At 64.9% G+C, this 25,952-nt stretch carries 29 protein-coding genes; 19 read left to right on the plus strand and 10 right to left on the minus strand.

Annotated elements, in window-relative coordinates; genetic code table 11:
• Nucleotides 1-10: 10 nt before the first annotated feature.
• From GH663_RS03125 to GH663_RS03200, 18 genes are all read left to right on the plus strand, one after another.
• Nucleotides 11-295 carry a phosphopantetheine-binding protein gene (locus GH663_RS03125; protein ID WP_153130236.1) on the plus strand — a complete coding sequence of 95 codons (285 nt, stop codon included), beginning with the start codon at nt 11-13 and terminating at the stop codon, nt 293-295.
• The gene (locus GH663_RS03130) at nt 292-966 is read left to right on the plus strand and encodes a COG4648 family protein (RefSeq protein WP_153130237.1); all 675 of its coding nucleotides are present in this window, start codon (nt 292-294) and stop codon (nt 964-966) included. The genes GH663_RS03125 and GH663_RS03130 overlap by 4 nt, the downstream gene beginning before the upstream one ends.
• Nucleotides 963-2,306 carry an AMP-binding protein gene (locus tag GH663_RS03135; protein ID WP_170291320.1) on the plus strand — a complete coding sequence of 448 codons (1,344 nt, stop codon included), beginning with the start codon at nt 963-965 and terminating at the stop codon, nt 2,304-2,306. The genes GH663_RS03130 and GH663_RS03135 overlap by 4 nt, the downstream gene beginning before the upstream one ends.
• A complete protein-coding gene (locus tag GH663_RS20945) occupies nt 2,293-2,598 on the plus strand; it encodes a 3-hydroxyacyl-ACP dehydratase FabZ family protein (RefSeq protein WP_170291321.1) in 306 nt (101 codons plus the stop codon). Before GH663_RS03135 ends, GH663_RS20945 begins: the two co-directional genes overlap by 14 nt.
• On the plus strand, nt 2,595-3,506 hold the full coding sequence (locus GH663_RS03140) for a lysophospholipid acyltransferase family protein (protein WP_170291322.1): 912 nt from the start codon (nt 2,595-2,597) through the stop codon (nt 3,504-3,506). The genes GH663_RS20945 and GH663_RS03140 overlap by 4 nt, the downstream gene beginning before the upstream one ends.
• Entirely contained in the window at nt 3,503-4,072 is a 570-nt protein-coding gene (locus tag GH663_RS03145) for a LolA family protein (protein WP_153130238.1), read from the plus strand. Before GH663_RS03140 ends, GH663_RS03145 begins: the two co-directional genes overlap by 4 nt.
• Nucleotides 4,069-6,405, plus strand: a complete 2,337-nt coding sequence (locus tag GH663_RS03150; protein ID WP_153130239.1) for an MMPL family transporter — start codon at nt 4,069-4,071, stop codon at nt 6,403-6,405. The genes GH663_RS03145 and GH663_RS03150 overlap by 4 nt, the downstream gene beginning before the upstream one ends.
• A complete protein-coding gene (locus GH663_RS03155; RefSeq protein ID WP_153130240.1) occupies nt 6,402-7,046 on the plus strand; it encodes an alpha/beta fold hydrolase in 645 nt (214 codons plus the stop codon). The genes GH663_RS03150 and GH663_RS03155 overlap by 4 nt, the downstream gene beginning before the upstream one ends.
• A gap of 38 nt (nt 7,047-7,084) precedes the next feature.
• Complete coding sequence (locus GH663_RS03160) at nt 7,085-7,849, plus strand: polysaccharide deacetylase family protein (RefSeq protein WP_246181484.1); 765 nt, start codon at nt 7,085-7,087, stop codon at nt 7,847-7,849.
• Complete coding sequence (locus tag GH663_RS03165) at nt 7,846-8,568, plus strand: class I SAM-dependent methyltransferase (RefSeq protein ID WP_153130242.1); 723 nt, start codon at nt 7,846-7,848, stop codon at nt 8,566-8,568. Before GH663_RS03160 ends, GH663_RS03165 begins: the two co-directional genes overlap by 4 nt.
• Nucleotides 8,565-9,125, plus strand: coding sequence for a methyltransferase family protein (locus GH663_RS03170; RefSeq protein WP_153130243.1), 561 nt, complete (start codon nt 8,565-8,567; stop codon nt 9,123-9,125). Before GH663_RS03165 ends, GH663_RS03170 begins: the two co-directional genes overlap by 4 nt.
• 13 nt (nt 9,126-9,138) lie before the next feature.
• A complete protein-coding gene (locus GH663_RS03175) occupies nt 9,139-10,350 on the plus strand; it encodes a DUF1615 domain-containing protein (protein ID WP_439329145.1) in 1,212 nt (403 codons plus the stop codon).
• Between the two features lie 46 nt (nt 10,351-10,396).
• Nucleotides 10,397-11,587 (plus strand): beta-ketoacyl-[acyl-carrier-protein] synthase family protein, encoded by a 1,191-nt coding sequence (locus tag GH663_RS03180; RefSeq protein ID WP_153130245.1) that lies wholly within the window; start codon nt 10,397-10,399, stop codon nt 11,585-11,587.
• Complete coding sequence (locus GH663_RS03185) at nt 11,584-12,396, plus strand: beta-ketoacyl synthase chain length factor (protein WP_153130246.1); 813 nt, start codon at nt 11,584-11,586, stop codon at nt 12,394-12,396. Before GH663_RS03180 ends, GH663_RS03185 begins: the two co-directional genes overlap by 4 nt.
• The gene (locus tag GH663_RS03190; protein ID WP_153130247.1) at nt 12,390-12,866 is read left to right on the plus strand and encodes a hotdog family protein; all 477 of its coding nucleotides are present in this window, start codon (nt 12,390-12,392) and stop codon (nt 12,864-12,866) included. Before GH663_RS03185 ends, GH663_RS03190 begins: the two co-directional genes overlap by 7 nt.
• On the plus strand, nt 12,863-13,582 hold the full coding sequence (gene fabG, locus GH663_RS03195) for a 3-oxoacyl-ACP reductase FabG (protein WP_153130248.1): 720 nt from the start codon (nt 12,863-12,865) through the stop codon (nt 13,580-13,582). Before GH663_RS03190 ends, fabG begins: the two co-directional genes overlap by 4 nt.
• Nucleotides 13,583-13,660: 78 nt before the next feature.
• Nucleotides 13,661-13,981: a DUF4124 domain-containing protein gene (locus GH663_RS20950; RefSeq protein ID WP_170291323.1), complete on the plus strand. Its 321-nt coding sequence runs from the start codon at nt 13,661-13,663 to the stop codon at nt 13,979-13,981.
• Between the two features lie 26 nt (nt 13,982-14,007).
• On the plus strand, nt 14,008-14,703 hold the full coding sequence (locus GH663_RS03200) for a DnaJ domain-containing protein (RefSeq protein ID WP_170291324.1): 696 nt from the start codon (nt 14,008-14,010) through the stop codon (nt 14,701-14,703).
• Between the two features lie 9 nt (nt 14,704-14,712).
• Here the strand turns inward: GH663_RS03200 and GH663_RS03205 are convergent, their stop codons facing one another.
• Nucleotides 14,713-15,033: a thioredoxin family protein gene (locus GH663_RS03205; protein WP_153130250.1), complete on the minus strand. Its 321-nt coding sequence runs from the start codon at nt 15,031-15,033 to the stop codon at nt 14,713-14,715.
• A gap of 781 nt (nt 15,034-15,814) precedes the next feature.
• Between GH663_RS03205 and GH663_RS03210 the strand changes: the two genes are divergently transcribed.
• On the plus strand, nt 15,815-16,360 hold the full coding sequence (locus tag GH663_RS03210) for a DUF5625 family protein (RefSeq protein WP_153130251.1): 546 nt from the start codon (nt 15,815-15,817) through the stop codon (nt 16,358-16,360).
• Between the two features lie 182 nt (nt 16,361-16,542).
• Here the strand turns inward: GH663_RS03210 and GH663_RS03215 are convergent, their stop codons facing one another.
• The 9 genes from GH663_RS03215 to GH663_RS03255 all read right to left on the minus strand — a co-directional run bounded on the left by GH663_RS03215 (nt 16,543) and on the right by GH663_RS03255 (nt 25,665).
• Nucleotides 16,543-17,742 carry a cation:proton antiporter gene (locus tag GH663_RS03215; protein WP_153130252.1) on the minus strand — a complete coding sequence of 400 codons (1,200 nt, stop codon included), beginning with the start codon at nt 17,740-17,742 and terminating at the stop codon, nt 16,543-16,545.
• A 49-nt stretch (nt 17,743-17,791) separates the two neighbouring features.
• Complete coding sequence (locus tag GH663_RS03220) at nt 17,792-18,550, minus strand: class I SAM-dependent methyltransferase (RefSeq protein WP_153130253.1); 759 nt, start codon at nt 18,548-18,550, stop codon at nt 17,792-17,794.
• Nucleotides 18,551-18,561: 11 nt separating this feature from the next.
• Entirely contained in the window at nt 18,562-19,326 is a 765-nt protein-coding gene (locus tag GH663_RS03225; RefSeq protein ID WP_153130254.1) for a glycosyltransferase family 2 protein, read from the minus strand.
• A 9-nt stretch (nt 19,327-19,335) separates the two neighbouring features.
• On the minus strand, nt 19,336-20,124 hold the full coding sequence (locus GH663_RS03230; protein ID WP_153130255.1) for a lysophospholipid acyltransferase family protein: 789 nt from the start codon (nt 20,122-20,124) through the stop codon (nt 19,336-19,338).
• Complete coding sequence (locus GH663_RS03235; RefSeq protein ID WP_153130256.1) at nt 20,117-20,962, minus strand: MipA/OmpV family protein; 846 nt, start codon at nt 20,960-20,962, stop codon at nt 20,117-20,119. The genes GH663_RS03230 and GH663_RS03235 overlap by 8 nt, the downstream gene beginning before the upstream one ends.
• Nucleotides 20,959-21,987 carry a chorismate transformation FkbO/Hyg5 family protein gene (locus tag GH663_RS03240; RefSeq protein WP_246181485.1) on the minus strand — a complete coding sequence of 343 codons (1,029 nt, stop codon included), beginning with the start codon at nt 21,985-21,987 and terminating at the stop codon, nt 20,959-20,961. The genes GH663_RS03235 and GH663_RS03240 overlap by 4 nt, the downstream gene beginning before the upstream one ends.
• Nucleotides 21,987-23,321 (minus strand): NAD(P)/FAD-dependent oxidoreductase, encoded by a 1,335-nt coding sequence (locus GH663_RS03245; RefSeq protein ID WP_153130257.1) that lies wholly within the window; start codon nt 23,319-23,321, stop codon nt 21,987-21,989. Before GH663_RS03245 ends, GH663_RS03240 begins: the two co-directional genes overlap by 1 nt.
• A gap of 41 nt (nt 23,322-23,362) precedes the next feature.
• The gene (locus tag GH663_RS03250) at nt 23,363-23,944 is read right to left on the minus strand and encodes a hypothetical protein (RefSeq protein ID WP_153130258.1); all 582 of its coding nucleotides are present in this window, start codon (nt 23,942-23,944) and stop codon (nt 23,363-23,365) included.
• A 74-nt stretch (nt 23,945-24,018) separates the two neighbouring features.
• Nucleotides 24,019-25,665, minus strand: coding sequence for a B12-binding domain-containing radical SAM protein (locus GH663_RS03255; protein ID WP_153130259.1), 1,647 nt, complete (start codon nt 25,663-25,665; stop codon nt 24,019-24,021).
• Nucleotides 25,666-25,952: the final 287 nt, after the last annotated feature.

Raw genomic sequence — 25,952 nt, forward strand, 5'->3', positions numbered from 1 at the left:
AATCCCTGTCATGTCTGAAAACCCATCCCCGGAAATCGTCGACGCCCTGTTGCCGGAAGTCGCCGAACTGATCGTCGCGGCCCTCAATCTCGATGTCGCACCGAGCGAAATCGAAGCCGATGCACCGCTGTTCGGCGACGGCCTGGGCCTGGACTCGATCGACGTGCTGGAAATCGCCCTGGTCATTTCCAAGCGCTACGGCTTCCAGCTGCGCTCGGACAACGAGGACAATGTCCGTATCTTCACGTCGCTGCGCACCCTGAGCGCCCACATCGCCAGCCAGCGCACCAAATGAGTTTCAGCCCGGCCGCTCTCCTGCGCGGACTGGCCCTGCTGGTGCTGCTCGTGGCCTGGGCCGTGCTCGCCCACTTCGGCAGCGCCGGCGAGGGCAATGCCGATATTTCCGTCGCCCTCGCCACCGCCCCGGTCGTCGTCCTCGTCGTCATGCTGCTCTGGCGGCTCGGCAACCCGCTGTGGCTGGTCGCCGGCGGTCTGAGCGTGCTCGGCCTGCTCGCCTGGGCCTGGCCCGGCCTGCGCCAGAACATCGCGCTGCTCTTCTACATCCAGCACCTCGGCACCAATCTCGCACTCGGCCTGCTCTTCGGGCGGACGCTGTTCGGCGAACAGGAAGCGCTGGTTACCCAGTTCGCCCGCCTTGCCCACGGCGGCGCCATTTCGGAAGTGAAGCGGCGCTACACGCGGCAGGTGACGGTAGCGTGGACCGCCTTCTTCGTCGGTTCGGTGGTCGTCTCCAGCGCGCTATTCTGGCTGGCCCCGGCCGCCGCCTGGTCGGTGTTCGCCAACCTGCTGAGCACGCCGTTGATCGCGCTGATGTTCGTCCTCGAACACCTGGCCCGCCTGCTGCTCCTGCCGGCCGATGAGCGTTCCAGCGTCGCCGACACCATCCGTGGCTACCGCGCCTCGATGCAGGAACGCCGCGCCCACACGCTGGCCAACCACCCATGAACGGCGTGCCGCTGCTCGGGCACGCCAGCCTCGACGACATCTTCGCCTGGCGTGCCGCTGGCCCGGTCCACGTCCGCGACTTCATCGCCGAAGCCGAAGCGCTGGCCGCCTTGCTGCCGGCCGGCGGCCATCAACTGAATGTCTGCCACGACCGCTACCGCTTCACGCTCGGTTTCGCAGCCGGCCTGCTGCGCGGCAAGACCAGCCTGCAACCGGCCTCGCAGTCGGCCGAAACGCTGCGCCAGATCGAGGCCGCCTGCCCGGACGTCTATTGCCTGAGCGACGGCGAATTCGACAGCCTCGACCTGCCGCGCCTCGATTTTCCGGTGCTGCCGGCGGTCGACGCCGCCCAAGTGGCAAAAATCCCGGCCATCCCCGGCGAGCTGATCGCCGCCCGGCTGTTCACTTCCGGCTCGACCGGCAGTCCGGTCGCCCACGACAAGACCTGGGGCAAGCTGGTGCTGAACGGCCGTGCCGAAGCCGAACGCCTCGGCCTGTTGCAGCAGCCGCACAGTATCGTCGGCACCGTGCCGGCCCAGCACAGCTACGGTTTCGAATCGACGGTGCTGCTCGCGCTGCACGGCAACTCGCCGTTCTGGTCCGGCAAGCCTTTCTACCCGCAGGACATCGTCGCCGCCTTGTCGGCCGTGCCAGCGCCGCGCCTGCTGGTGACGACGCCCTTCCACCTGTCGGCGCTGCTCGCCGCCGGCCTCGAGCTCCCCGCTGTCGACCTGCTGCTCTCGGCGACCGCGCCGCTCTCGGCGCAACTGGCGCGCGACGCCGAAGCCGCCTGCCGGGCGCCGCTTCTCGAAGTCTACGGCTCGACCGAAAGCGGCCAGTTGGCCAGCCGACGGACCACGGCCGACCTCGCCTGGGACCTGCTGCCCGGCGTCGCACTCGAACAGCAGGACGAGACGACCTTCGCCGTCGGCGGCCACGTCGAGGGCCGCGTGCCGCTCTCCGACCTGATCGAGATCCGCGCCGACGGCCGCTTCCTGTTGCACGGCCGGCATGCCGACCTGATCAACATCGCCGGCAAGCGCACCTCGCTGGCCTACCTGAACCACCAGATCACCGCCATCGCCGGCGTCGTCGATGCCGCCTTCTTCCTGCCCGACGAGGAGAGTGTGGACGGCATCACCCGTCTCTGCGCTTTCGTCGTCGCCCCCGGCCTGAGCAGCCGACAGATCGTCGGCGAACTGCGCCAGCGCATCGACCCGATCTTCCTGCCCCGGCCGCTGGTGCTGCTCGACGAACTGCCGCGCAACAGCACCGGCAAGCTGCCGCGCAATCATTTGCAGGCGCTGTACGCCGAGAAGGTGACGCATGTCGACCGCTGAATATCGCTGGACCGTGCCGGTCGACCATCCGGCTTTCGCCGGTCATTTCCCCGGCCAGCCGATCGTGCCCGGCGTCGTGCTGCTCGACCAGGCCATCCTGTTCGCCGAACAATGGCTGGGCCAGTCGGCCATCGCCTGGCAGATCGGCAATGCCAAATTCCTCAGTCCGGTCGGCCCTGGCGAAACGCTGCTTTTCGCGCTGCAGCGCAAGGCGAGCGGCGGCATTGGCTTCACCGTGCAAGCCGCCGAGCGCGCCGTCGCCTCCGGCAGCCTGACGCCGCCCGCCGCATGAACCGGGAAAAGCCGGCCGGCGCCGACTGGATGCGCCAGCAGGAACGCAGCAACCTCGCTATTCTCAAATTGATGGTGTGGATTTCGCTGACCCTCGGCCGCCGCATCGGCCGCATCGTGCTCTACGGCATCGCCGCTTACTACGTGCTGTTCGCCGCCAAGGCGCGGCGGGCCAGCCGCGCCTATCTGCAGCGCGCCCTTGACCGCTGGGCCGAGTGGGGCGACGGTTTCCGCCACGTTTTCAGCTTCGCCAGCACCATCCACGACCGCATCTACCTGCTCAACGACCGCTTCGACCTGTTCGACATCGAGGTGATCGGCGCCGAGGCGCTGCATGCCGCACTGGCGCGCCAACCCGGCGCGCTGCTCATCGGCGCCCACCTCGGCAGCTTCGAAGTACTGCGTGCCGTCGGCCGGGGCAGGGCGGGGCTCAAGGTGGCGATGCTGATGTACGAGGAAAACGCCCGCAAGATCAATCGCACACTGGAAGCGATCAACCCGGCGGCGACCGAGGACATCATCCCGCTCGGCCGCCTCGAATCGATGCTCGAAGCGCGCGACAAACTGGAGCAGGGCTACCTCGTCGGCATGCTGGCCGACCGCAGCCTGGGCGACGATGCCACGGTGGACTGCGAATTTCTCGGCAAAATGGCGCCGTTCCCTGTCGGCCCGTGGCGGATGGCGGCGATGCTGCGCCGGCCGGTCTTCTTCATGACCGGCCTCTACCTCGGCGGCAACCGCTACCAAATCCATTTCGAGCCGCTCGCCGATTTCTCCGAAACGCCGCGCGCCGAACGCGAAGCCGCGATGCTGGCCGCGCAGCGCCGCTACGCCGAACGCCTGACGCATTTTTGCCGTCTCGCCCCCTACAACTGGTTCAATTTCTTCGATTTCTGGCAGAAAAAATGAGCAAACGACTTTTCTCCTGCCTGCTGCTGACCAGCCTCGCGCTGCCGGCCTGGGCCGCCTTCGACGTTGGTCAGCTGATGGCCGACCTGGCCCGCCACAAGGGCGGCAAGGCCAAATTCGTCGAGAAGAAATACATCTCGCTGCTCGACAAGCCGGTCGTGTCGACCGGTGAAATGACCTACACCGCCCCCGACAAACTGGAAAAACGGACCCTGACGCCGAAGCCCGAGATCCTGATTCTCGACAAGGACCTGCTCAGCATCGAGCGCGACAAGCAGAAGCTGACCATCAACCTCGGCAACCAGCCGGAGGCCCTGGCTTTCGTCGACAGCATCCGCGGCACACTGAGTGGCAACCGGGCGGCGCTGGAAAAGAACTACCTGCTGCACCTGAGCGGAACCCAGGACAAGTGGGTGCTCACCCTGCTGCCAAGCGACCAGAAAATCGCCACACTGCTCCAGCGCATCACGGTCAGCGGCAGCAAGAACCAGATCCGCAGCATCGAATACCTGCAGGCCGATGGCGACCGCTCGATCCTGAGCATCGAACCGATCGAAACCAAATGACGCGCAGCGCCGGCCGGACCTTCCTGCTCTGGCTGCTGGCCATGCTGGCCGGGGTGGCGATCGTCTGGCAGGCGCGGTTCTCGGCCGACATGTCCTTCTTCCTGCCGGCCCACCCGACGGCCGAGCAGAAGGTGCTGGTCGACCAATTGAAGGAGGGCGCCGTCTCGCGCCTGCTGATGCTCGCCATCGAAGGTGGCGAAGCCGGCCAGCGCGCCGCGCTGTCGCGCGAGTTGCGCGGTCGACTGCTGAAAACGGACAATTTTGTCGTCGTCCAGAACGGCGAGGCCGACGGCCTGCAGGCCGACCGCGACTTCCTGTTCAAGCACCGCTACCTGCTCAGTCCGGCGGTGACGGCGGAGCGCTTCAGCGTCGCCGGCCTGCACGACGCCATCGCCAACAGCATCGACCTGCTCGCCTCGCCGGCCGGCATGATGCTGAAGCCGATGCTTGCCCGCGACCCGACCGGCGAACTCTACGCCATCGTCAGCCAGCTCAATGCCGGCGCCCAGCCCAACAGCCGCGACGGCGTCTGGGCCTCGCGCGACGGCGAACGCGCCATGCTGCTGGTGCAGACCCGCGCCCTCGGTTCCGATACCGATGGCCAGGAAGCGAGCATCGAGCTGATTCACCGGGAGTTCGCCGCAGCCGCCGCTGCGGCCGGCCTTACCGATGTACGGCTGCAACTGTCCGGCCCCGGCCTGTTCGCCGTCAAGGCGAGGGCGACGATCAAGGACGAGGTCGGCCGGTTGTCGCTGATCAGCACGCTGGCCATCGTCGGCGTGCTGTTCTTCGTCTATCGCTCGTTGCGCCTGCTCAGCCTCGGCCTGGTCCCGGTGCTGAGCGGCGCACTGGCCGCCGTCGTCGTCGTCAGCCTGGTTTACGGAACGGTCTTCGGCATTACCGTCGGCTTCGGCTCGGCGCTGATCGGCGAGGCGGTCGATTACTCGATCTACTATTTCGTCCAGTCCGGCCGGGTTGGGCTCGATGCCTGGCGCCAGCGCTTCTGGCCGACCATCCGGCTCGGCGTGCAGACCTCGGTCGCCGGCTTCGGCGCCTTGCTTTTCTCCGGCTTTCCCGGCCTTGCCCAGCTCGGCCTCTATTCGCTATCCGGCGTGCTGACCGCGGCACTGGTCACCCGTTTCGTACTGCCCAAACTGGCCGGCAACACGCCGCTGCGCCGCGACCTGGCGCCGCTCGGCATGACCCTGAACCGGCACCTGCAGTCCCTGGCCGGCTGGCGCTGGCCGGTCCTGCTGCTCGCCGCACTCGCCGTCGGCCAGTTGTACCTGCATCGCCACAGCCTGTGGCACCCCGAACTGTCGGCCCTGAGTACGGTCAGCGCCGAGGACGGCGCCCGCGACATGGCAATCCGCGCCGACATCGCCGCCCCCGATTCCCGCTATATGGTGGTGATCGGCGCGGCCGAGCGCGAAGCCGCGCTGCAGGCGGCCGAGCGGGCAGGGGAGAAGCTCGACCGGTTGATTGCCGACGGCGTCATTGGCGGCTACGACAGCCCGGCACGCTTCCTGCCCAGCCTGGCCACCCAGCAGGCACGGCGCGCCAGCCTGCCGCCGGCCGACCTTCTGCAGTCGCGGCTGCAAGCCGCCCAGCAGGATTCGCCGCTCGCCGCCGGCAAGCTCGGCGGCTTCATCGCCGATGTCGCCGCCGCCCGCAACCAGGGCGAGGTCACCCGTCAGTCGCTCGACGGCAGCAGCCTGGCGCTGCTCGTCGATTCGCTGCTGCTCCACCACGCCGACGGCTGGAGCGTGCTGCTGCCGCTGCATCCGCCGAGCGGCGAGGATGCCCCGGAGATCGCCGCGACTACCGTGCGCCAGGCACTGGCCGGCAGCGACGCGCTGTTCATCGACATGAAGGGCGAATTCAACAAGCTCTACAACGACTACCTGCACGAAGCGATGCTGCTCTCGCTGGCCGGCCTGCTCGCCATCGTCGCACTGCTCACCATCACGCTGCGCTCGGCCCGCCGCCTGGCCACCGTGCTGCTGCCGCTGGTCCTCGCCGTGCTGATCGTCATCGCCGGCCTCAACCTGCTCGGCGAACGCCTGCACCTGCTGCATCTGGTCGGCATGCTGCTGATCGTCGCCGTCGGCTCCAATTACGCGCTGTTCTTCGACGGGGCCGAAAGGCAGCAGCTCGATCCGGAAACCCTGGCCTCGATGGCCATCGCCAACCTGACCACCGCCATCGGCTTCGGCACCCTCGGCCTGTCACAGGTGCCGGTGCTGCACGCGGTCGGCGTCACGGTCGGGCCGGGTGCCGTCCTGGCGCTGCTGCTGGCAGCCATTTTCGTTCCACGTGAAACGCGCCGATGAAACCGGCGCTGCGTACCCTCGGCCAGAGCAGCGGCGCCCCGACGCTGATCGTGCTGCTGCCCGGCGCCTACATGACGCCGGAGGACTATGAAAAAGCCGGTTTTTTCAGCGCCGTCGCCAAACGCAAGCTGACTGTCGACATCCTTGCGGTCGACCTCGATTTGAGCCGCATTTCCGAGGGCAGCGCCTTGCCAGCCCTGCAGTCCGAAATCCTCGAACCGGCCCGCCGGCGCTACGCCAAGCTCTGGCTCGGCGGCATCTCGCTCGGCGGCCTGCTGACGCTGTGCCACAACGCCGACACCCCGGGCTACGTCGATGGCCTGTGTCTGCTCGCCCCCTATCCGGGCAGCCGGCTGACCACCAACGCCATCGCCCGCGCCGGCGGCCTCGACGCCTGGCAGGCGACGGCCGAACAACTGACCGATCCCGAGTTCCGTATGTGGCGCTGGCTGCAGCAGCCACCGGGCGGGCTGCCGGTCTTCGTCGGCTACGGCAGTGAGGATCGCTTCGCCGGCGGCATGCGGCAGATCGCCGAGCGCTTCCCTGCAGCCGACCGCCACGCCGTCCCGGGCGGCCATGACTGGCCGGTCTGGCAGCAATTGTGGGAACATTTTCTCGACCGTGGCTATCTCTCCGCCTGACCATGCCGCAACCCTGGAAACCCACTCCCGCCCTGCAATTGACTCTCGCCACCCACGCCGCGGCCGGCCTCGGCCTGCTCGCCGCACCGGCCGACTGGCCGTTGGCGTTGGGCGCCATCGCGGTCAACCAGGCGATCATCACCGGCGCCGGCCTCTTGCCGCGGACGACGTTGCTCGGCCCCAACCTGAACCGGCTGCCCGCCGCCGCCATCGCCCGCCGGGAAATCGCGCTGACCATCGATGACGGCCCCGACCCGGACGTCACGCCGCGCGTCCTCGACCTGCTCGATGCGGCCGGCGCCAAGGCCAGCTTCTTCTGCATCGGCCGCATCGCCCGCCAATACCCGGCGCTCTGCCGCGCGATCGTCGACCGCGGCCACCGCGTCGAAAACCATGGCGATTCGCATTCCTGGATGTTCGCCGCTTTCGGGCCGAGAAAGATGAAGGCCGATATCGCCGCCGCGCAGGCGACGCTGGCTGACATCACCGGCCAGGCGCCGCGCTTTTTCCGGCCGACCGCCGGCCTACGCAACCCGCTGCTCGCCCCGGTACTGGCCGAACTCGATCTCGCGCTCGCCTCCTGGACGCGCCGCCCCTACGACACCCGCTGCAGCCAGCCGTACACCGTCTACCGGCGCCTGGCCAACGGCCTCGCCGCCGGCGACATCCTGCTGATGCACGATGGCAATGCCGCTCGCATTGCAGGCGGCGAGCCGGTTATCCTTGCGGTCCTGCCCCGGCTGCTGCAGAGCATCGCCGAACACCGTCTAACTCCCGTCACGCTAAGCGCTGCCCTGACATGACCTCCCGTTTCCTGCCCACCCTGCTCGACGAAGCCAGCCGCCCCTTCCGCAACGGCGGCCATTTCGCCTACCACTACGCACGCGGCAAGCTGTCCTCCGACTGCATCTTCCGCGAACTGCTGAAGCGCGGCATCTTCCCGGCCGAAGGCCGTTTTCTCGACCTCGGCTGCGGCCAGGGCAGCCTCTTCGGCTGGCTGCTCGCCGCCCGCCGCCTGCACGACGACGGCCACTGGCCGAACGACTGGGCGCCACCGCCGAAGCCGCTCGAACTGCGCGGCTACGAATTGATGCAGAAGGATGTCGACCGCGCCGCCCGCGCCTTCGGCAATGATCACCCAGTCGTCAGCATCCGCCAGGGCGACATGTGCAAGGTCGATTTCGGCCAGACCGATGTCGTCACCATCCTCGACGCGCTGCATTACATCGATTTCGCCCACCAGAAGGACGTCATCAAGCGCATCCGCGCCGCGCTGCCGGCCGGCGGCCTGTTCCTGACCCGGGTCGGCGATGCCGGCGGCGGCCTGCGCTACCACATCTGCAACTGGGTCGATCACGCGGTCACCTTCAGCCGCGGCCATCGCCTGCCCAAACTCTATTGCCGCAAGGTGGCGGAATGGTGCGAGTTGCTGCGCAGCGTCGGCTTCCAGGTTGAAACGATGCCGATGAGCGCCGGCAAGCCATTTGCCAATATCATGTTGATTTGCCGGGTGCCTTCATGACTTCCGACCTCTCCGACCTGACCCTGTTCATCATCGGCACAGTGACCCTCGTCTGGCTGTCGCGCAAATCGCTGCGTCGTCCCGGCCGCCACGGCTTCTACCGCTTCTTCGCCTGGGAAATGATCCTCGGCCTCGTCCTGCTCAATCGCGGGCCCTGGGGCGAAAATCCGGCATCGCTCCACCAGAGCGTTTCCTGGATGCTGATGCTGCTCAGCATCCTGCTCGTCGTCCTCGGCCACAACGCGCTGCGCCGGCAAGGCGCGGCCAGCGAGGCGCGCGACGACGACGCGCTGTACGCCTTCGAAAAGACCACGGCGCTGGTCACCGGCGGCATCTTCCAGTACATCCGCCACCCGATGTACACCTCGCTGCTGGCGCTGGCCTGGGGCGCCTATTTCCAGGCCCCGTCATGGCCGGGCACGGCGCTCGCGGCGCTCGCCTCGCTGCTCCTGCTCCTCACCGCCAAGGCCGACGAGAACGAATGCCTGGCCTATTTCGGCCAGCCCTACGCCGACTACATGCAGCGCACGCGCCGCTTCATTCCCTATCTGTTCTAAGTTGGTGCCGCGCTTGATCAGGCTGTCGCCACTGCTGCTGGGCGCCGTTCTACTCGCCGGTTGTGCCACCGGCGGGCGCGATAACGGCAGCGGGGCCGGCATACCGGCCAGCAACCTGCCGCCCGACCTGGCGCAGCCGATTCCCGGCGCCCCCCCGGTCAAGCCCGAAGGCAGCGTCGCCAAGCCGCCGCCGCCGAGCGAGCGCGAGATCCGCGCGATGATCGGCCGGCTGCTGCCGGCCGGCGTCAAGGAGCGCAGCACCTGGGCCGGCGACCTGCACACCGCCTATGCCAGCCTCGGCCTGCCGCATGCACCGCAACTCTATTGCGCGACGATCGCCGTCATCGAACAGGAATCGACTTTCCAGGCCGACCCGGTGGTGCCCGGCCTGCCCGACATCGTCTGGCGCGAACTGGAACAGCGCGGCAAGAAATACGGCATCCCCAAACTGCTGATTTCCGCCGCCATGCTGAAAGGCTCGCCCGACGGCCGCAGCTACAGCCAGCGCATCGACACGCTGAAAACCGAGAAGCAGCTGAACAGCCTGTTCGAGGACATGATCGCCGAGCTGCCGGCCGGCAAGACGCTGTTCGCCGGCTACAACCCGGTGCGCACCGGCGGCCCGATGCAGGTCAGCATCGCGTTCGCCGAGGAATTCGCCCGCGAAAAAGCCTATCCCTACCCGGTCCACCGCAGCATTCGCGACGAAGTGTTCACCCGGCGCGGCGGCCTCTACTTCGGCAGCGCCATCCTGCTCGACTACCCGGCGCCCTACGACGACGTCGTCTATCGCTTCGCCGATTTCAATGCCGGCCGCTACAGCAGCCGCAATGCCGCCTTCCAGGCCGCCCTCGGCCGGGCCAGCGGCAAGGCGATGGTGCTTGATGGCGACCTGCTGCGCTATGTCGGCGGCAAGCCGGTCGAGCAGCCGAGCAGTGTCGAAAGCGCCCTGCAGCAACTGGCCGGCAAGCTGCGCCTGAGCCAGCGCGAACTGCGCCGCGATCTGCTCCTCGAAAAAACCGCTGCCTTCGGCCAGAGCCCGACCTTCAACCGCCTCTTCGCGCTGGCCGAGCAGCAGGCCGGCCGCCCGTTGCCACGCCAGGCGATGCCGCAGATCGATCTGAAAAGCCCGAAAATCCAGCGCAAGCTGACTACCGAATGGTTCGCCCGCCGCGTCGAAGGCCGCTACCGGACCTGCCTGACGCGGGCCGAAGGCAGCAGCTAGCGGCACCTCCGGTTAGAATGACGGGCTGATGAATACGAGGCCCACCGTGACCCCGCTGCTCCTATCCAGCTACACCGCCACCACCTGCCTCGGCCACGGGCTTGACGCCACGTTGGCCGCGCTGCGCGACGGGCGCAGCGGCCTGCAGCCCTGTCATTTCGAGACGGTCGAACTCGCCACCTGGATCGGCGAAGTGCCGGCGGTCGACGGCGAAAAATTGCCGAAAAGCCTGGCCCGTTACGACTGCCGCAACAACCGGCTGGCCCAGCTCGGGCTGCAAGCCGACGGCTTCGCCGAGCGCGTCCGCGCCGCCGTCGCCCGCTACGGCAAGTCCCGCGTCGGCGTCTTCCTTGGCACCAGCACGGCCGGCATCCTGCAGACCGAACTGGCCTACCGCCGGCGCGATCCGGCCAGCGGCGCGCTACCGGACGACTTCATCTACCGGACGACGCACAACTCCTTTTCGCTGGCCGAATTCACGCGCGACTATTTCGGCCTCGAAGGGCCGGCGATGGCCGTCTCCACCGCCTGTTCGTCGAGCGCCAAGGTCTTTGCCGCCGCTGCCCGCCAACTGGCGCTCGGCAGCATCGACGCGGCCATCGTCGGCGGCGTCGATACGCTGTGCCTGACCACGCTCTATGGCTTCGCCTCGCTGCAACTGACCTCCAGCCAGCCGTGCCGGCCCTACGATGAAAGCCGCGACGGCATCTCGGTCGGCGAGGGCGCCGCCTTCGCGCTGCTCGAACGCGCCGAGCAAGCGACCCGCGGCAGCATCCTGCTGCTCGGCACCGGCGAATCGAGCGACGCCTACCACATGTCCTCGCCGCACCCGGAAGGCCTTGGCGCCCGAATGGCTATGCAGGCCGCACTGAACTCGGCCGGCCTGAATGCGGCCGACATCGATTACATCAACCTGCACGGCACAGCGACACCGGCCAACGACGCCGCCGAAGGCAAGGCGGTCAGCGCGCTCTTTGGTCAGCAGGTCCCGGCCAGCTCGACGAAGGGCGCCACCGGTCACACGCTCGGCGCGGCCGGCGCCGTCGAAGCGGTGGTCTGCGCCCTGGCGCTGAGCCACGACCTGCTACCCGGCAGCCCCGGCACCAGCACGCTCGACCCGGCAATTCCGCTCGCCTACCAACTGAGCAGCCGCCCGGCACCGGTCCGCCGCGCCCTGAGCAATTCCTTCGGTTTCGGCGGCAGCAACTGCAGCCTCATTTTCGGAGTGGCGCCATGACCGCCTCGGCCCCCATCCCGCTCAGCGCCTGGATCGAAGGCATCGGCCTGCTCGCCCCGGGGCTGCCCGACTGGCCGAGCGCCCGCGCCGTTTTGCGCGGCGAGCAGCCGTTCTCCGCCGCCCCGTCGGTGCTGCCAGCCCCGACCATCCTGCCGCCGGCCGAACGCCGGCGAGCCAGCCGCGTCGTCAAGCTGACCCTGGCCATCGGCCTTGAAGCCGCCGCCCATGCCGAAGCCGATGTCGGCACGCTGGCCACGGTCTTTTCCGCCTCCGGTGCCGACGGCCACAACTGCCACGCCCTATGCGAGCAACTGGCAACCGACGACCGCCAGATTTCGCCGACCCGTTTCCACAATTCGGTGCATAACGCCGCCGCCGGTTACTGGGGCATCGCCACCAAGTCGATGGCGCCCTGCCAGGTCATCTGCGGCTTCGATGCCAGCTTCGGCGCCGGCCTGCTCGACGCGCTCGGCCAGGTCGTCATCGACCGCCAGCCGACCCTGCTCATCGCCTACGACAGCGAATACCCGGAACCGCTGCACGCCAAGCGCGACACGCCGGACTGCGGCGGCGTCGCGCTGCTGCTGACGCCAGAACGCACGGCCCGCTCGCTGGCCAGCCTCACCGTCAGCCCGAGCAACGCAAGCGCTGCCCGGCTGGCCGAACCGGCGCTGGAAGAGCTGCGCAACGCCATCCCGGCCCTGCGCAGCCTGCCCTTGCTGCAACTGCTGGCGCGCGGTGAAAGCGGCCGCGTCTGCCTCGACTACCTGCCGCCGATGCAACTGAACGTCGACCTGCAAACATGCTGACGCCGTCGCTCGACCACGCCGGGATCGCCGCCCGCATTCCGCATCAGGGCAGCATGTGCCTGCTCGATGCCGCGGTCGACTGGTCGGAAAGCACGATTTCCTGCCGGGCGACCAGCCACACCGATCCGGCCAACCCGCTGCGTGCCGACGGCCGGCTCGGCGCCGCCAACGGCATCGAATACGCCGCGCAGGCGATGGCCATCCACGGCGCGCTGCTCGCCGGCGCCGAGGCGCCGCCGCGCCAGGGCTACCTGACCAGCGTGCGCAGCGTCAGCCTGCATGTCGCCCGCCTCGACGACCTGCCCGGCGAACTGCTGGTTCAGGCCGAACGGCTGTCCGGCGACGCCAACCACATCCTCTACCAATTCTCGCTCAGCCACGCCGGCCGCTGCCTGCTCGACGGCCGTGCCGCCGTCGTCCTCGACGCCGCCGCCCTCGACGCCGCCGCCCTGACCAAGGAAAACCCATGAAACGCGCCCTCGTCACCGGCGGCAGCGGCGGCATCGGCGCCGCCATCTGCCAGCGCCTTGCCGCCGACGGTCATCACGTCATCGTCCATGCCAACCGCAGCCTCGACAAGGCGGCCGCAGTCGTTGCCGCCATCGTCGCCGCCGGCGGCAGCGCCGAAGCCGTCGCCTTCGACGTCACCGAGCGCGCCGCGACAGCGGCCGCGCTGGACAAGCTGCTCGAAAGCGGGACGATCCAGATCCTGGTCAACAACGCCGGCATCCACGCCGACGCCGTCTTCCCCGGCATGAACGCCGAACAGTGGCATAGCGTGATCGACGTCTCGCTGCACGGTTTTTTCAACGTCACCCAGCCGCTGACCCTGCCGATGATCCGCACCCGCTGGGGCCGCATCATCAATATTTCCTCGATCGCCGGCCTGACCGGCAACCGCGGCCAGGTCAATTACGCGGCGGCCAAGGGCGCCCTGCATGCGGCCGGCAAATCGCTGGCCCTCGAACTGGCCAGCCGCGGCATCACGGTCAATAGCGTGGCGCCCGGCATCATCGCCACCGAGATGATCGACGGCAGCTTCGACGCCGAGGCGATCAAGAAGCTGGTCCCGATGCAGCGCGCCGGCCAGCCGGAAGAAGTCGCCGATCTCGTCGCCTTCCTGGCCTCCGAGCGGGCCGCCTACATTTCCGGGCAGGTCATATCGATCAACGGCGCGATGATCTGAACGCCCGGCACTTATCCTTTGGCGCTGCTACCCAAAACACATAGAATCCTCCAGTTCGCCCAACGCCCCGGAAAAGACATGAACCGCCTGCACCACCTCGCTCTGCTCGCCTTGCTCGGCCTTTGCCTGCACGCCCAGGCCGAAACCTATAAATGCAGCCAGGGCGGCAAGACGGTGATTTCCGACACACCCTGCATGGCCGGCGCCAGTCGCGTCGACCAGTCGGCCGACCAGATCGAGCGCAGCCAGAAGCGGCAGGCCGAACTGGTGCATCAACGCAACCAGAGCCAGCTTTCCGAACTGGAATACCGCAACGCCCGCGATCGCAACGTCAAAGGCGGTTTCAACAGCATCGACAGCATGAACCCGGCCGATGCCCCACAATACCGGCGCCGCTGAAGGCCGCCCTGCAGACCTCAACTTTCATGGCCAACACCCTCTACGACCTGCTCGAAGTCAGTCAGTCCGCCAGCGCCGACGCCATTGCCGCCGGCTACAAGCGTCTCCATGCCCAATATGCCGAATCGGCGGCCAAGGGCGACGAGGACGCGACCAACCGGATGATTGCGCTGCGCGAAGCCTTCACCACCCTGTCCGAGCCGAGCCGCCGCCAGCGCTACGACGACAGCCTGGCCGCTCGCGACCAGGAAGTCGAGGCCGAACCGGCCGGCCGGCCCTTCGTCAAGCTGATCGTCATCGCCTGCATCGTCGGCTTCTTCGGCATCACCTACAAGAAATACCAGACGGCGCAGGAAACGGCCCGCCTCGAAGCCGAACGCGTTGTTGCCGCGGCCAAGACCGCCGAAACCGACGCCAGGCTGGCCGAAGCCGAAGCACGCAAGGCGGCCGAGGAGCGGATTGCCGCCGAGCGGGCAGATCGCCAGCGGCAGCGCGACGAAGCCATGGAGCGGGCCAACCGGGAACGCGATATCGCCTACGGCAACCAGGTCAGCCGTAACCTCGAACGAGCCGAGGCCGACGCCCGGCGAGCGGCAGAACGCGAAGAACAAGCCAAGGCCAATGCCGAACGCCAGAAGGAATACGAAGCGGAACGCGCCCTGGCCCGCGAAAAGGCCTACCTGCGCCAGGTCGAGGCCGAAAAGAACCGTTACCGCTACTAAAAGCGGTTGTCAGCCCTGCGCTAGCAGCAACGCAATGTCGCGGCTGGCCACCGGCCGCACCAGGCGGCCGATTTCACTGCCGTTCTTGAGCAGGACCAGGGTCGGCCACAGCTTGACCCGGAACGACCGCCCCAAGGGCCGCCCCGGCCCATCCTCGATCTTGACGTGAGGCAGCGCCGGGTAAGCGGCCAGCACCTCGGCCAGCAACGGCTGCGCAGCCTGGCAATGGCCGCACCACGGTGCCCCGAATTCGATCAGCAGCGGACCGGCCTGCGCGTCGAGCTCGGCGCGGCTAGGTTCGGTTTCGGCAAAATCCGGGGTGTAGGGCATCGCGCTCTCCTCGTTGGAAAAAATGGGGGCCGGGCATGGTTTATCAGCAAAACCTGCGGTCTACCGCCTGTTATATGTAATTTTGCCTTAAAGCCGCCCCATCCCGACCTAATGACACTTTCTGTCGAAAAGAATGCAACACATTATCTACTGGACATAGAAATCGGTGATCCTTATGCTGTGGTGCTGGCCACGAATCCGCTCGCAAAGGTGATCCAGCAACTTGGGAGGCTGAGTCATAGCGATAAAAACCAGTCGTTTTGGAGGCCTAATTTCAGACCATCCCAATGATTCAACGTATTTTCGTATTTATTGATTGACGGAAAAGCCTGCTGGTTTGGGAGGCTTATTTAATAAGTTATGAATTAAGCCCCTGTCGTGAATACAGACGTAATCTCTGTCCCGCCAATTTTTCTGAGGCGCAATCGCCTACTCACCGTTTGCGCTGCTTGGGCTATTTTTGCAATTAGCAGCACCATAATTTACGCGAACTACATCCATGATGTAGGCGCCACATTTTGGGCAATGTGGTCGTTTTTCCTACCCATCGCGTTACCGCTCGTTTGGCTTTGTGATTACCTTCTTTCACAACATAAGAAGCTTAGCTCTCGCCCTGGAGTTATTGCTGCCACCGATTGCGCCTTCGCAATTTCGCTTTGGTTTACTCCATGGCTTTCAATCGGTTGCTTGATCCTGATCTCAATCGCTTATGCAATCAAACGCATTGCATAACATCCCGCTCCCGCCGACCGTCAAAAAGCTGCGCTAGCACGTTAGCCATATGGGACCCACTACTTACGCACTCTGCCAAAAATCTTTCCTTGGCCATGCCATGTGGATTACAGGTTTGTGCGCCTTCCCGCCGCTTTTTTCGGGGCAGAACATCGATCTCAGCACCACCGGTGCATCGGTCACAAAATCTTTTGAGGTACCCGTCGAGAAGAGTTACCCCTTAGCGGTGAGATTTGAGTTTCCATCGGTTGAGGCGCGATTGAGTGACCAAATCGTCGGCGAGAGATATAGCGAACACTGCCAAGGTGATGTTCGGTACGACGCAATCCCAGAAGGTCAGCGAAAAGGCTTAGGACAGCCAATTCCATTTAGGGTTGTTGTACGAAAGGCAGCAGATCACGCCATTGTTATCGATCGCATCTTCGTATCGCTTTGCCTAACATCCCACGACGGTAAAAACGCAAAGACAAGAACTATCGGCTGGCTCCCGCTTGCAACAGGCAACTACGTGGCTGAGATCACCAATCTTGAAGGGCAATCTAGTTTGCTCGGCGTGAAGACAGCAATTTCTTTGTATGGGGGCCAAGGCAAGTGAAAACACAGCTAACCCAATTTGGTCCGACTGTCAGGCTTGAGCCGAGTTTGTGCCACTTCACCGGTCTTCCTCGCGCGACAGGTCACACTTGGCGCTCCGGCTGTCCTTCACTTCTAGGTTGAAGGTCCGCTTGCCCTGTCTGGCAACTGCCGGATAGGGGCGGCAAGCGCCCCTCAAAAGCCTCAGCTGGTGCGGAAGATCAGTTCCTTCAGCCGCGCCAGTTTCGGCGCCACCACCGGCACCGTCAGCATGGTGCTGACCACCGCCATCAGCAGCAGCGCGGTGAAGGCTTCGCTGGTGATGATCTGCTTGTCGAGCAGGATGTTGGCGAAAATGATCATGATCAGCGCCTTGGTCTGTAGCAGCCAGCCGATGATGCTGGCTTCGCCCGGCGCCCAGTTGAGGATGCGGCCGGCCAGCCGGACGCCGAGCAGCTTGCCGGTGATCGAGGCGAACAGCAGCAGCGCGGCGCCGACGAAGACCGCTTCGCCGCCGAGCGCCCAGTTGGTGCGCAGGCCGGTACTCAGGAAGAAGACCGGCATGATGACGAGCAGCACGTGGTGGCGCAGTTGGTCCATCTTTTCCTGATTGAACCATTCGGCTTCCATGCTCGCCCCGGCCAGGAAGGCGCCGACCATGAAGTGCAGGCCGGCCCAGTCGGCACCGAAGGAGACCACGGCCAGCCAGATCAGGGCGACGTACCAGCGGTCGCGCTCGGCCAGACGCTGCATCAGGTGATGGAACAGCCAAGCGGCGACCGCGAAGGCAACGAGGAAGGCGCCCTGGCGACCGATCCGCTCCCAGTCCATCAGGATCAGCGCCAGCACGCCCCAGATCGCGATGTCATCGAGGCTGGCGTAGCGCAGGATGCGCTGACCGATCGGCTGGCGCAGTACTTCGAGCTTTTCCATCAGCAGGATCAGGATCGGCAGCGCGGTCACCGCGCAGGCCATGCCGACACCGAGCACGAATTGCCAGGTCAGCGCCCGCGGCCCCATCCAGCCGTCGTTCAGCAGCAGCACGCCGGCGGCTACGCAGCCGAAGAGCAACGGCATGCCGAGTGCCAGGCCGGCGGTGATCGAGCTTTCCCGACGATGCGCCCAGGCTTTCTTAAGGTCGAGTTCGATGCCGGCAATCATCACGAACAGCATCACCGCCCACCAGGCAATGCCGTTCAGCGACTGGATCACCGCCGGCGTGAAGACGAAGCTGTAGTAATCGGGGAAGGCGCGGCCGAGCACGCCCGGCCCGAGCAGGATGCCGGTGATGATCTGGACGACGACCAGCGGCGCGTAATAGTCGGTCTTGCCGAGCCGCCAGATCAGGTAGGGCACGGTGAAGATGATCGTCATCGCGATCAGGAAGATTTCGGTGGTATTCATCGAAAATTATGGACTCCGGCGGTCAACACCTGAAAAAGGGCAAAAATGCTCAGGCCTTGCGGCCGAGGTATTCGCGGAAAACGCCGAAAGTGACCGAGCACTCGACATCGACGAAACCGGCCCGGCGCATAGCGTCGAGGATGCGTTCCGGCTCGATGGCCAGCTCGATGGTGTCGCCGTAGTACTCCCAGAGCAGCTTGACGTCGGCCTGGCTGCGCGTCAGCCGGGCCAGGAAGGGGACCACCCCGCCGATGTAGGCGCGCAGCGCCAGGCGGCCAAGGCGGCTCTGCGGCCGGCTGATTTCCATGATGCAGGCGCGTCCGCCCGGGCACAGCACGCGGTGATATTCGCCGAAGGCGAGGTCGAGATCGCCGACATGGCGCAGCGCGTAGCCCATCGAGACGAAATCGACATGATTGTCGGGCAGCGGAATCGACTCGGCGTAGGCCTCGATCGTTTCGACATCGAGCTTCTTGCGCAGCTCGGCGAGCATGCCGGGCGACGGGTCGAGGGCGAGCAGGCGGCCTTCCGGCCCGATCAGGCGTTGCCCTTCGGCGGCCACCAGGCCGGTGCCGGCGGCGACGTCGAGCAGCGTCATGCCCTTGCTCAAGCCGTTGCGGCGCAGCACGTCGCGCCGGTACCAGGCGCCGCTGCCCAAGGCGGTGATCCGCTCGGCCTGGTCATAGCCGCCGGCCGCCTGGTCGAACATGGCACGGGTCGCCGCCCGTCGCTCATCCTCGCCGTCGAAATAGGCTTGCAGGCGGGGATCGGATTTGATGGCCGCGGCGCGGCTGGAGGAATCGCTCATGTCTTCAGCATTCAGGTGGTTGATTGCAAGCGGCGCCAGAGCAGCACTGGCAGGCGGACCAGGAAGCCGAGAAAGAGCCGGGTATGCATCCAGGTTAAGAGCGTATTGTCGCGCAGGTAGCGAAAGTGCGATACACCGCCTTCATCGGCCCGGAAATAGCGCACCGGTGCGTCGATGTTGAGCGGCCTGACGCCGGCCCAGCACAGACGGACCACCGCTTCCGGATCGAAATCGAAACGGCGCATGAAACGGTTGCGCAGCATGATGTCCCGCAGCGGGGCGATCGGATAGACGCGGAAACCGTACAGCGAATCACCGATGCCTATCCACAGCGTTTCGAGGTTGGCCCAGCCATTCGACACCTTGCGGCCATTGACACGCAGCGCCGGCGCATCGGCCGCGAAAACCGGCTTGCCGAGCACCATCGTCGCCGGCTGCGCCTGCGAGGCGGCCATGAAGGTCGGAATCAGCTCGGCCGGATGCTGGCCGTCGGAATCCATGGTCAGCGCATGCGTGAAGCCGGCGGCGGCGGCCTGCGTGATGCCTTCGAGCACGGCGGCACCCTTGCCGCGATTTTCCGGCAACACGATGACCCGCAAGCCGGCATCCTCGGCGGCCAGCGCCTGCAACTGGGCGGCGCTGCCGTCGGTACTGCCATCGACCACGACCCAGACCGGCGTCCATTGCGCCCGCGCCGCGCGTACCGTGGCGAGCACTTTCGGCCCCGGGTTGTAGCTGGGAATCAGAACGAGGTGGGTGGCGGAGGTTTCGGGCATCAAATGAGGTCAGGCAAGAACAGCTGCGGTCGACATATTGGGTGGGGCATTTTCCAGCTCGTGACGCAGGTAGGCTTCCAGTTCGACAGCCAGGGCCTGGGCATTGGCGGCGGGCGGAAAACGCCGGCCGAGCCGGATGCGCACGTGCAGGGGCAGGGTCGGCCGGCGAAACAGCGGCCAGGCCTTGCCTAGGTAAGGGGTGGAAAACTCGATCAGCAGCGTCTGCACCGGCACCTTGCTGCGCCCGGCAATCAGGCCGACGCTCGGCGAACAGGGGTCGAGCGGGAAATGGGCGGTGCGCGTCCCTTCGGGAAAAATCAGCAATTGCGCCCCGGCCTGCAGTTCCTCACGCGCCCCGAGGATCATTTCGAGCGGCGCATTGTTGCGGATATAGCGGGCCAGCCGCGCCGCCGCGCCGAACAGCAGGTTGTCCATCAGCGCCGCCTTCATGACGCAGACGACATTGGGCAGCCGCGAAACGATCAGCACGGCGTCGAGCAGCGAAGGGTGGTTGGCGGCGAGGATCAGCGGCCCCTCATCGCGCAGCTGGTCGAGCGCCGACAGGTCGAAGCGGCAGCCGCAAAACAGCGTCAGGATGCGTAAATAGAGGCGGAAGCCGAATGAAATCGTCGCCCGGCCGAGCGCCTGGCCGAGCCGGCGCGGCAGCAGCGGGTAAAGCAGCAGGGCGAAGGGCAACCAGCTCAGGCAGAGCAGGGCCAGCGTGCCGAGGCCGAGCAGCATGGCGCCATATTCGTAGGCAATCCACCAGGGATTGCCCGGCCGCCGCAACTCAGTCATTGACCATCACACGGGTGGACGACTCGCTGATGATCCAGGAAATGGCCAGGCCGGCCGCAAAATAGTCCTTCTGGCGGACCAGCGGGCTGTCTTCGAAAGTCGAACCACTCAGGTTGTCGTAACGGACGAAACTGCCGACCCAGAATTTTGGAAAACGCTTGGACAGGCCGACCAGGTACTGCATGCCAGCATAACCGGCCTTGGCCTCGTAGGCCGGGCGGCCGGCCGTCGCGTATTGCGGATCGACCGAATAGTAGTAGGCGTGCTGGCGCTTGTCGCCGAACAGCGGGCCGGCCAGCAGGCCGAGGTTCCAGCCCGGCATGTTGGGCAGGTCGGTGATGTCCATGTTCAGCTTGGGATGGAACACCCAGCCGATGTCCTTGGGCGAGCTCTCGACCGTGAAGGCGGCGCGCAGCGGCATCAGCAACTTGACGAAGCGGGCCCGATTTTCCGAGCGCCAGAAGGTGAAGTCCATCTGCGGCCCAATTTCGAAGGTGCCTTCGATGTCCTTCATGCCGCTGCGGGCCTTGATATCCTCGCTGCTCGCCGGCGGCGACAGGGCCAGGCTAACCGTCAGGTCGACCCGGTCGGAATCGAAGAAACTGCCGCGAATGCCGTGCCGGTCGGCCTTGAAGAAGTCGCCGTGATAGGTGACCAGCGGCACCGGCAGCAGGAAGTTGTTGGTCTGGTCCGAACCGCGATAGGCCGGAAAGCTGAAGGCAGCCACCCCGGCCCCGACTTCCCAGAGCGGCTTTTCCTGCTGCTCGGCGCGTACCGCGTTTGGCATCAGGGCAAGGCCGGCCAGTACGGCCAGAAGGGTTTTGCCGGCCGCATTCATGCGCAAGTCTCCAGAGTGTGCGAGGCCATTGCCTCGATTTCCAGCAACAGGTCGTGCCGGCAGATATCGGCCTGGACATAGACAATCTCGACCGTGTCGCCGATCAGCCCGGCCAGCGTTTCGCGCACCAGCGGAAAATCCTCGGCCTGGCGGACATAGACCCGATAGGACAACTCGTCCAGCCCGTAGGCCGTCGTTCGCGCCAGCCGGTTGGCCTCGGCGACCACAGCCGCAACGTTGGCCAGCGACTCGCGACACTGGCCGACAACATCGTCCGGATGCACGGTACGGTGCCCGACGATGCTCGCCGTGCCGGAAATGAACAGGATTTCCTGACCCGGCAGATAGACCAGCGCCGCCCGCGAAAAGGTCGGGCTGCGCGGACCGTATTCGGCCGGGTAGTTGTAGGCGCTGACCTGACGCGGATTCTCGACCGGCACCGCCGGCGTATCGCCGGCCATGAAAGCGATGCTCAGCGGCCCCTCGGCGACACCGAGGGCACAGGCGGCCGGTACGTTGCCGGTGGCGCCGCGCCGGAATTCGAGGAAGGCGTCCTGACGGCCGATATTGAACTGGCGATAGCGCTCCAGGCCGTCGACCTCCTGGTTGATCCCGGCCAGATAATTCCAGACCCGCCACAGATTGGGCAGGCGCTGCGCATCGAGCAGCCGGAAAATGCGCCGGTAGGCTTCGGCACTGGCTGCCTGCAAGGCAGAAACAGCCGGGGTCGGCGAAAAATCGGCTTCCGCCAGTTCGATCACGCCGTACAGCAGATTACCGGCCCGCCGCCAGCGGATGCCCTCGCTTTCGCCCGCCGCGCAGGCGGCATCGCAACGCCAGATTTCCTGCAGGCTGTCGTCGGGCTTGCCGAGCAGCGGCGCGGCAATGGCCTGCACCGGCCAACCGGGGGCCAGCCCGGGGCTGGCCTGACCGAGCCGGGCACCGCCCAGCACCCGATCCGCCCCGCCGGCTACGGCATCGGGCAGATCGGCCAGCGGCAGATCGGAAAAAAGCTGGAGATTCACTAGGCGTTATAGACCGGCGGCACGTCGACCGGACGGATGTTGAAATTCCGACGCTTCCAGCCCATGAAGGCGCGCTTCGGCTGAAAGATGTTGGCCAGGTAGTAAAGCACCTTGAACATCCAAATCGAACGCCAGATCGGCGTCTTGCCGAAAATGTCGCCGGCCAGCACCGAGAGCAGCGCTTCCTTGACCCGGAAAATGTTCTTCGGGTACATGAAGAAGTCGCGCATGATCGGGTTGGTAACGCGGTAGATGAACCAGGAGAACTCCTTCGGCCCGTGCTTCATCAATGCATCAAAACGCTTCAGCGCAGCGGCGGCCTTGGCCGGGGTCTTCAGGCAGGTATCGATCGCCTCGGCACCGATCACGCCGCTGTTCATCGCCAGCATCACGCCGGACGAAAACACCGGATCGATGAAGGCGTAGGCGTCGCCGAGCAGCAGGTAGTTGGCGCCGTGATTGCGTTCGGAGACATACGAAAAATTGCCGGTCGCCTCGACCTTGGTCTCCAGTTTCGCGTCCTTCAAGCGTTCGGCCAGCCCCGGGCACATCGCGATGCCATCGCGCAGGAACTGCTCCAGGCTGCGCTCGCCGATCGTCTTCATGTAGTACGGCCAAGTCACCATGCCGATGCTGGTGACGTCGTTCATCATCGGGATGAACCAGAACCAGCCATGGTCAAACCAGAAAATGGTGATATTGCCTTCGGCCTGGCCGTCGTGCCGCTTGGCGCCGCTGAAATGGCCGTAGATCGCCGAACTGTTGTGCTTCGGGTTGCGGTGCTTGATCTGGAAACGGTTGGCCAGGAAAGTGTCGCGCCCCGAGGCATCGACCACGAAACGGGCCTGCCATTCGACTTCGCGGCCGTCGTCATGCTGGGCGCTAACCACGGCCGTGTCGTCGGCCTGGAAATCAACCGCCTTGGCCTTGCAGTTTTCATGTACCTCGACGCCCTTGTCCGCGGCATTACGGATCAGGATGGTGTCGAACTCGGCGCGCTTGACCTGGTAGGCGTGAGGCATCGACTTGTCCCAGGCATCGGCGAAATGAAAGGTCTGGGACATGTCGTGCTGCGGCGAAACGAATTCGGCGCCCCATTTTTCCATGCCGATCGCCTTCACCTGGTCGGCGATGCCCAGCCGCTCAAACAGCGGCAGGTTGGCCGGCAGCAGCGATTCGCCGATATGGAAACGCGGGTGGCGCGCCTTTTCGAGCAGCACCACCTTGTAGCCTTTTTCGGCCAGCAGCGGCGCGACGGTCGTCCCGGCCGGGCCGCCGCCAATGACCAGCACATCGCATGTCTGGCGTTCAATTTTCTTCGCTTGCTGTTCCATGGGTTAGAGCCTGTTCGTTTCTCTGTGGTGGCGAAGAATTATTATTTGCCTTTGTAAGTCATGTAGCCGACGGTTTCCGAGTGACCGTCGATCTTGCTGACCTTGTTGCCGGACCAATAGACGTAATAGGGGCCGAAACTCGACCACCAGTAACGCCAGTAAGGACCGTCCAGATTCGGGTTTTCATTGGTCTGCGGATACCCGACCGCGATGACGACCTGTTCCTTGGTCATCCCCTTCATCAGCTTGCCGGCTTCGATCGCCTTGCGGACGGTCGGCGGGAACTTGGCGATCCTGGCCTTCGGGTCATCGAGGACGACGATCTTGCTGACCCACTGTTCGGTCGTTTCCTGGGCCCGGCCATAGTCGTGGCCGAGGCGCATCGGCTTGCCATCGACTTCGACATAGGCCCGGTAACCGTCGATCTTCTTGACATTGATCGGCGTGCCAGCCGGGATGAAAGCCAATTGGGCAAGGTTCGAATCGCTGATCCAGTCGCCTTCGTAATGCAGATTGCAGCAGGCATAGCCGCTGCGCTGGAAGGTTTGCTTGGCCGCTGCTGCCGGTTTGCCATCATCCGGCTTGCTATCGGAGCCTTTGCAGCCGACCAGCGATGCCAGCACGAGTGCTGCGGTTAACAGTGAAAAATGGCCAAAAATGCTTTTGTTTATCATTTTGAAACCCCCCGGGGCCGAAATTATACCGCTGCCTGCAATTCCGGCGGCGTACAACAGGCGGATCCCTCTTCGACGGCCGACAGCACCGTTTTCATCACTTCGCGGCGGGAGAGCTTGATCGGCGACATCGACACAATGTTATCGACTTGCAGTTCCGGGCTGAGGAAAGGTTGCAGGCCGACCGGCTGACGCGGGTGCAGCGTGAATTCGCGCTTGGCCTTTTCAAGCTGCTCCTTGTTGGCGCTGAAGTAGCGGGCGGCGGCGATGGTTTCCGGCAGGTGCTTGAGGACGTGCCACAGGCTCCAGCGGTGTGCCCACAGGCGCTTGGCGAAGCGGCGGTGATAGCCTTTGCTGTTGTAGAAGCGCTTGACGTGCCAATTGTACAGCGCATCCATTTCCTCGCGCGACTTGAAGCCATGCGGCAGGAAGACGAAATTCAGGCAGTTCATCAGCCGCCAGTCTTCGATCATCTCGCCGGAAACTCCGGAAACGCATTCGTCCCAGATCGGCGCGCCATGCAACGGGCTGAACTTGGTCATGTTCATTTCGTCGAGTTCGAGCGACAGGATGAAATCGCTGGTCACCTTGACGGTTTCCGGCGTTTCGCCGGGCATACCGAAAATGAACAGGCCCTTGGCGCGCATGCCGGCGGCGTGGATCTGGCGCACCGTGTCGCGCACCGCGTCGAGCGTGACGCCGGCCTTGTGGCGCTCCATCATCCCCGGATCGGCCGATTCAATGCCCATCGAGACCATCAGCACGCCGGCCTGCTTCAGCTTGGCGAGCATTTCGTCCGAGGTATGGCCAGTGCGGATCGCACAGTTCCACTGGATACCAAGGGGCTTGTCAATCAACAGTTGGCACAGATCCATCACCCGCTGCTTCTTGGCGGTGAACAGATCGTCGTACATGTTGATGTGATAGACCCCGAAGTTATCCCGCAGGTACTTCATGTGGTCGTAGGTGTATTGCGCCGAGTTGGTCTTGTAGAGCCGCTCGAACACCGTGCGGTCGCAGAAGGAACAGGTATAGGGGCAACCGCGCGAGGTGATCATCGTCGCCCCGTGCCGCTTTTCGTAGGCGAACAGTGGCAGATGGTAAGCGTGCGGAAAACCGGCCAGTTTTTCGTAGGCCGGGAAGGGCAGTTCGTCGAGATCGAGAATGCGGTCGCGGCGCGGGTTGATGCGGATCTTGCCAGTCTCGTCACGGTAGATCAGGTTGCCGATTTCTTTCAGTGGCTTGCCGTCGGCCAGGTCGAGGAAGGCCCCTTCGCCTTCGCCGATCACCAGATAGTCGATTTCCGGGAAATGTTCGAGGATCGGCGCCCCGATCGACGAGACGTGAACATTGCCGAAGGTGATCTTGATCTCCGGCCGCCGCTGGCGAATATAGGCGGCAATCTCGAACGCATCCATGAAGCCGGAAGTCGTCGCCGAAAAACCGACCATTTCCGGGTCGGTGGCGAGCACGATTTCGGCATTTTCGGCAATCGTTGGTGGCGCATAAGGGCCGAGACAGTCGTGCAGTTGCACGCTATGGCCGAACTTCTCCAACCAGGACGCCAGTTGCATGATGCCGATCGGTGCCATCCGGTTGGCCAGCACTGAAAAGTCCGGCTGGCCGGGGACAAAATTGAAACCGGCAGGATGAACGAGTGTGATGCGCATGAATTCTTCCCCGAACGAAGTGGCTGAATTTTATTAGAAATAGTTTCCTGGCACCGGTTCAGGAAAAAGTATTACCAAAGCCTAACGGTATCCCAGGCGAAATTGACGATCAGGACCCCGACGACGAGCACCGCATCGATCGCACCCGCCAGAACAGCAGCCAGGACCAGAGCCAGCAATGCGCTTTCTAAAAACTCCAGGTTTTGCCTGAAAAATAAGGGTTGTTGGGAAAGGCTGCTTTCAAGGAGCGGAAAGTCGCTGCCTTTGTTCTTTAATAAGAACTATAT

This window comes from Dechloromonas hortensis, assembly GCF_009469765.1.
Lineage (GTDB): Bacteria > Pseudomonadota > Gammaproteobacteria > Burkholderiales > Rhodocyclaceae > Azonexus > Azonexus hortensis.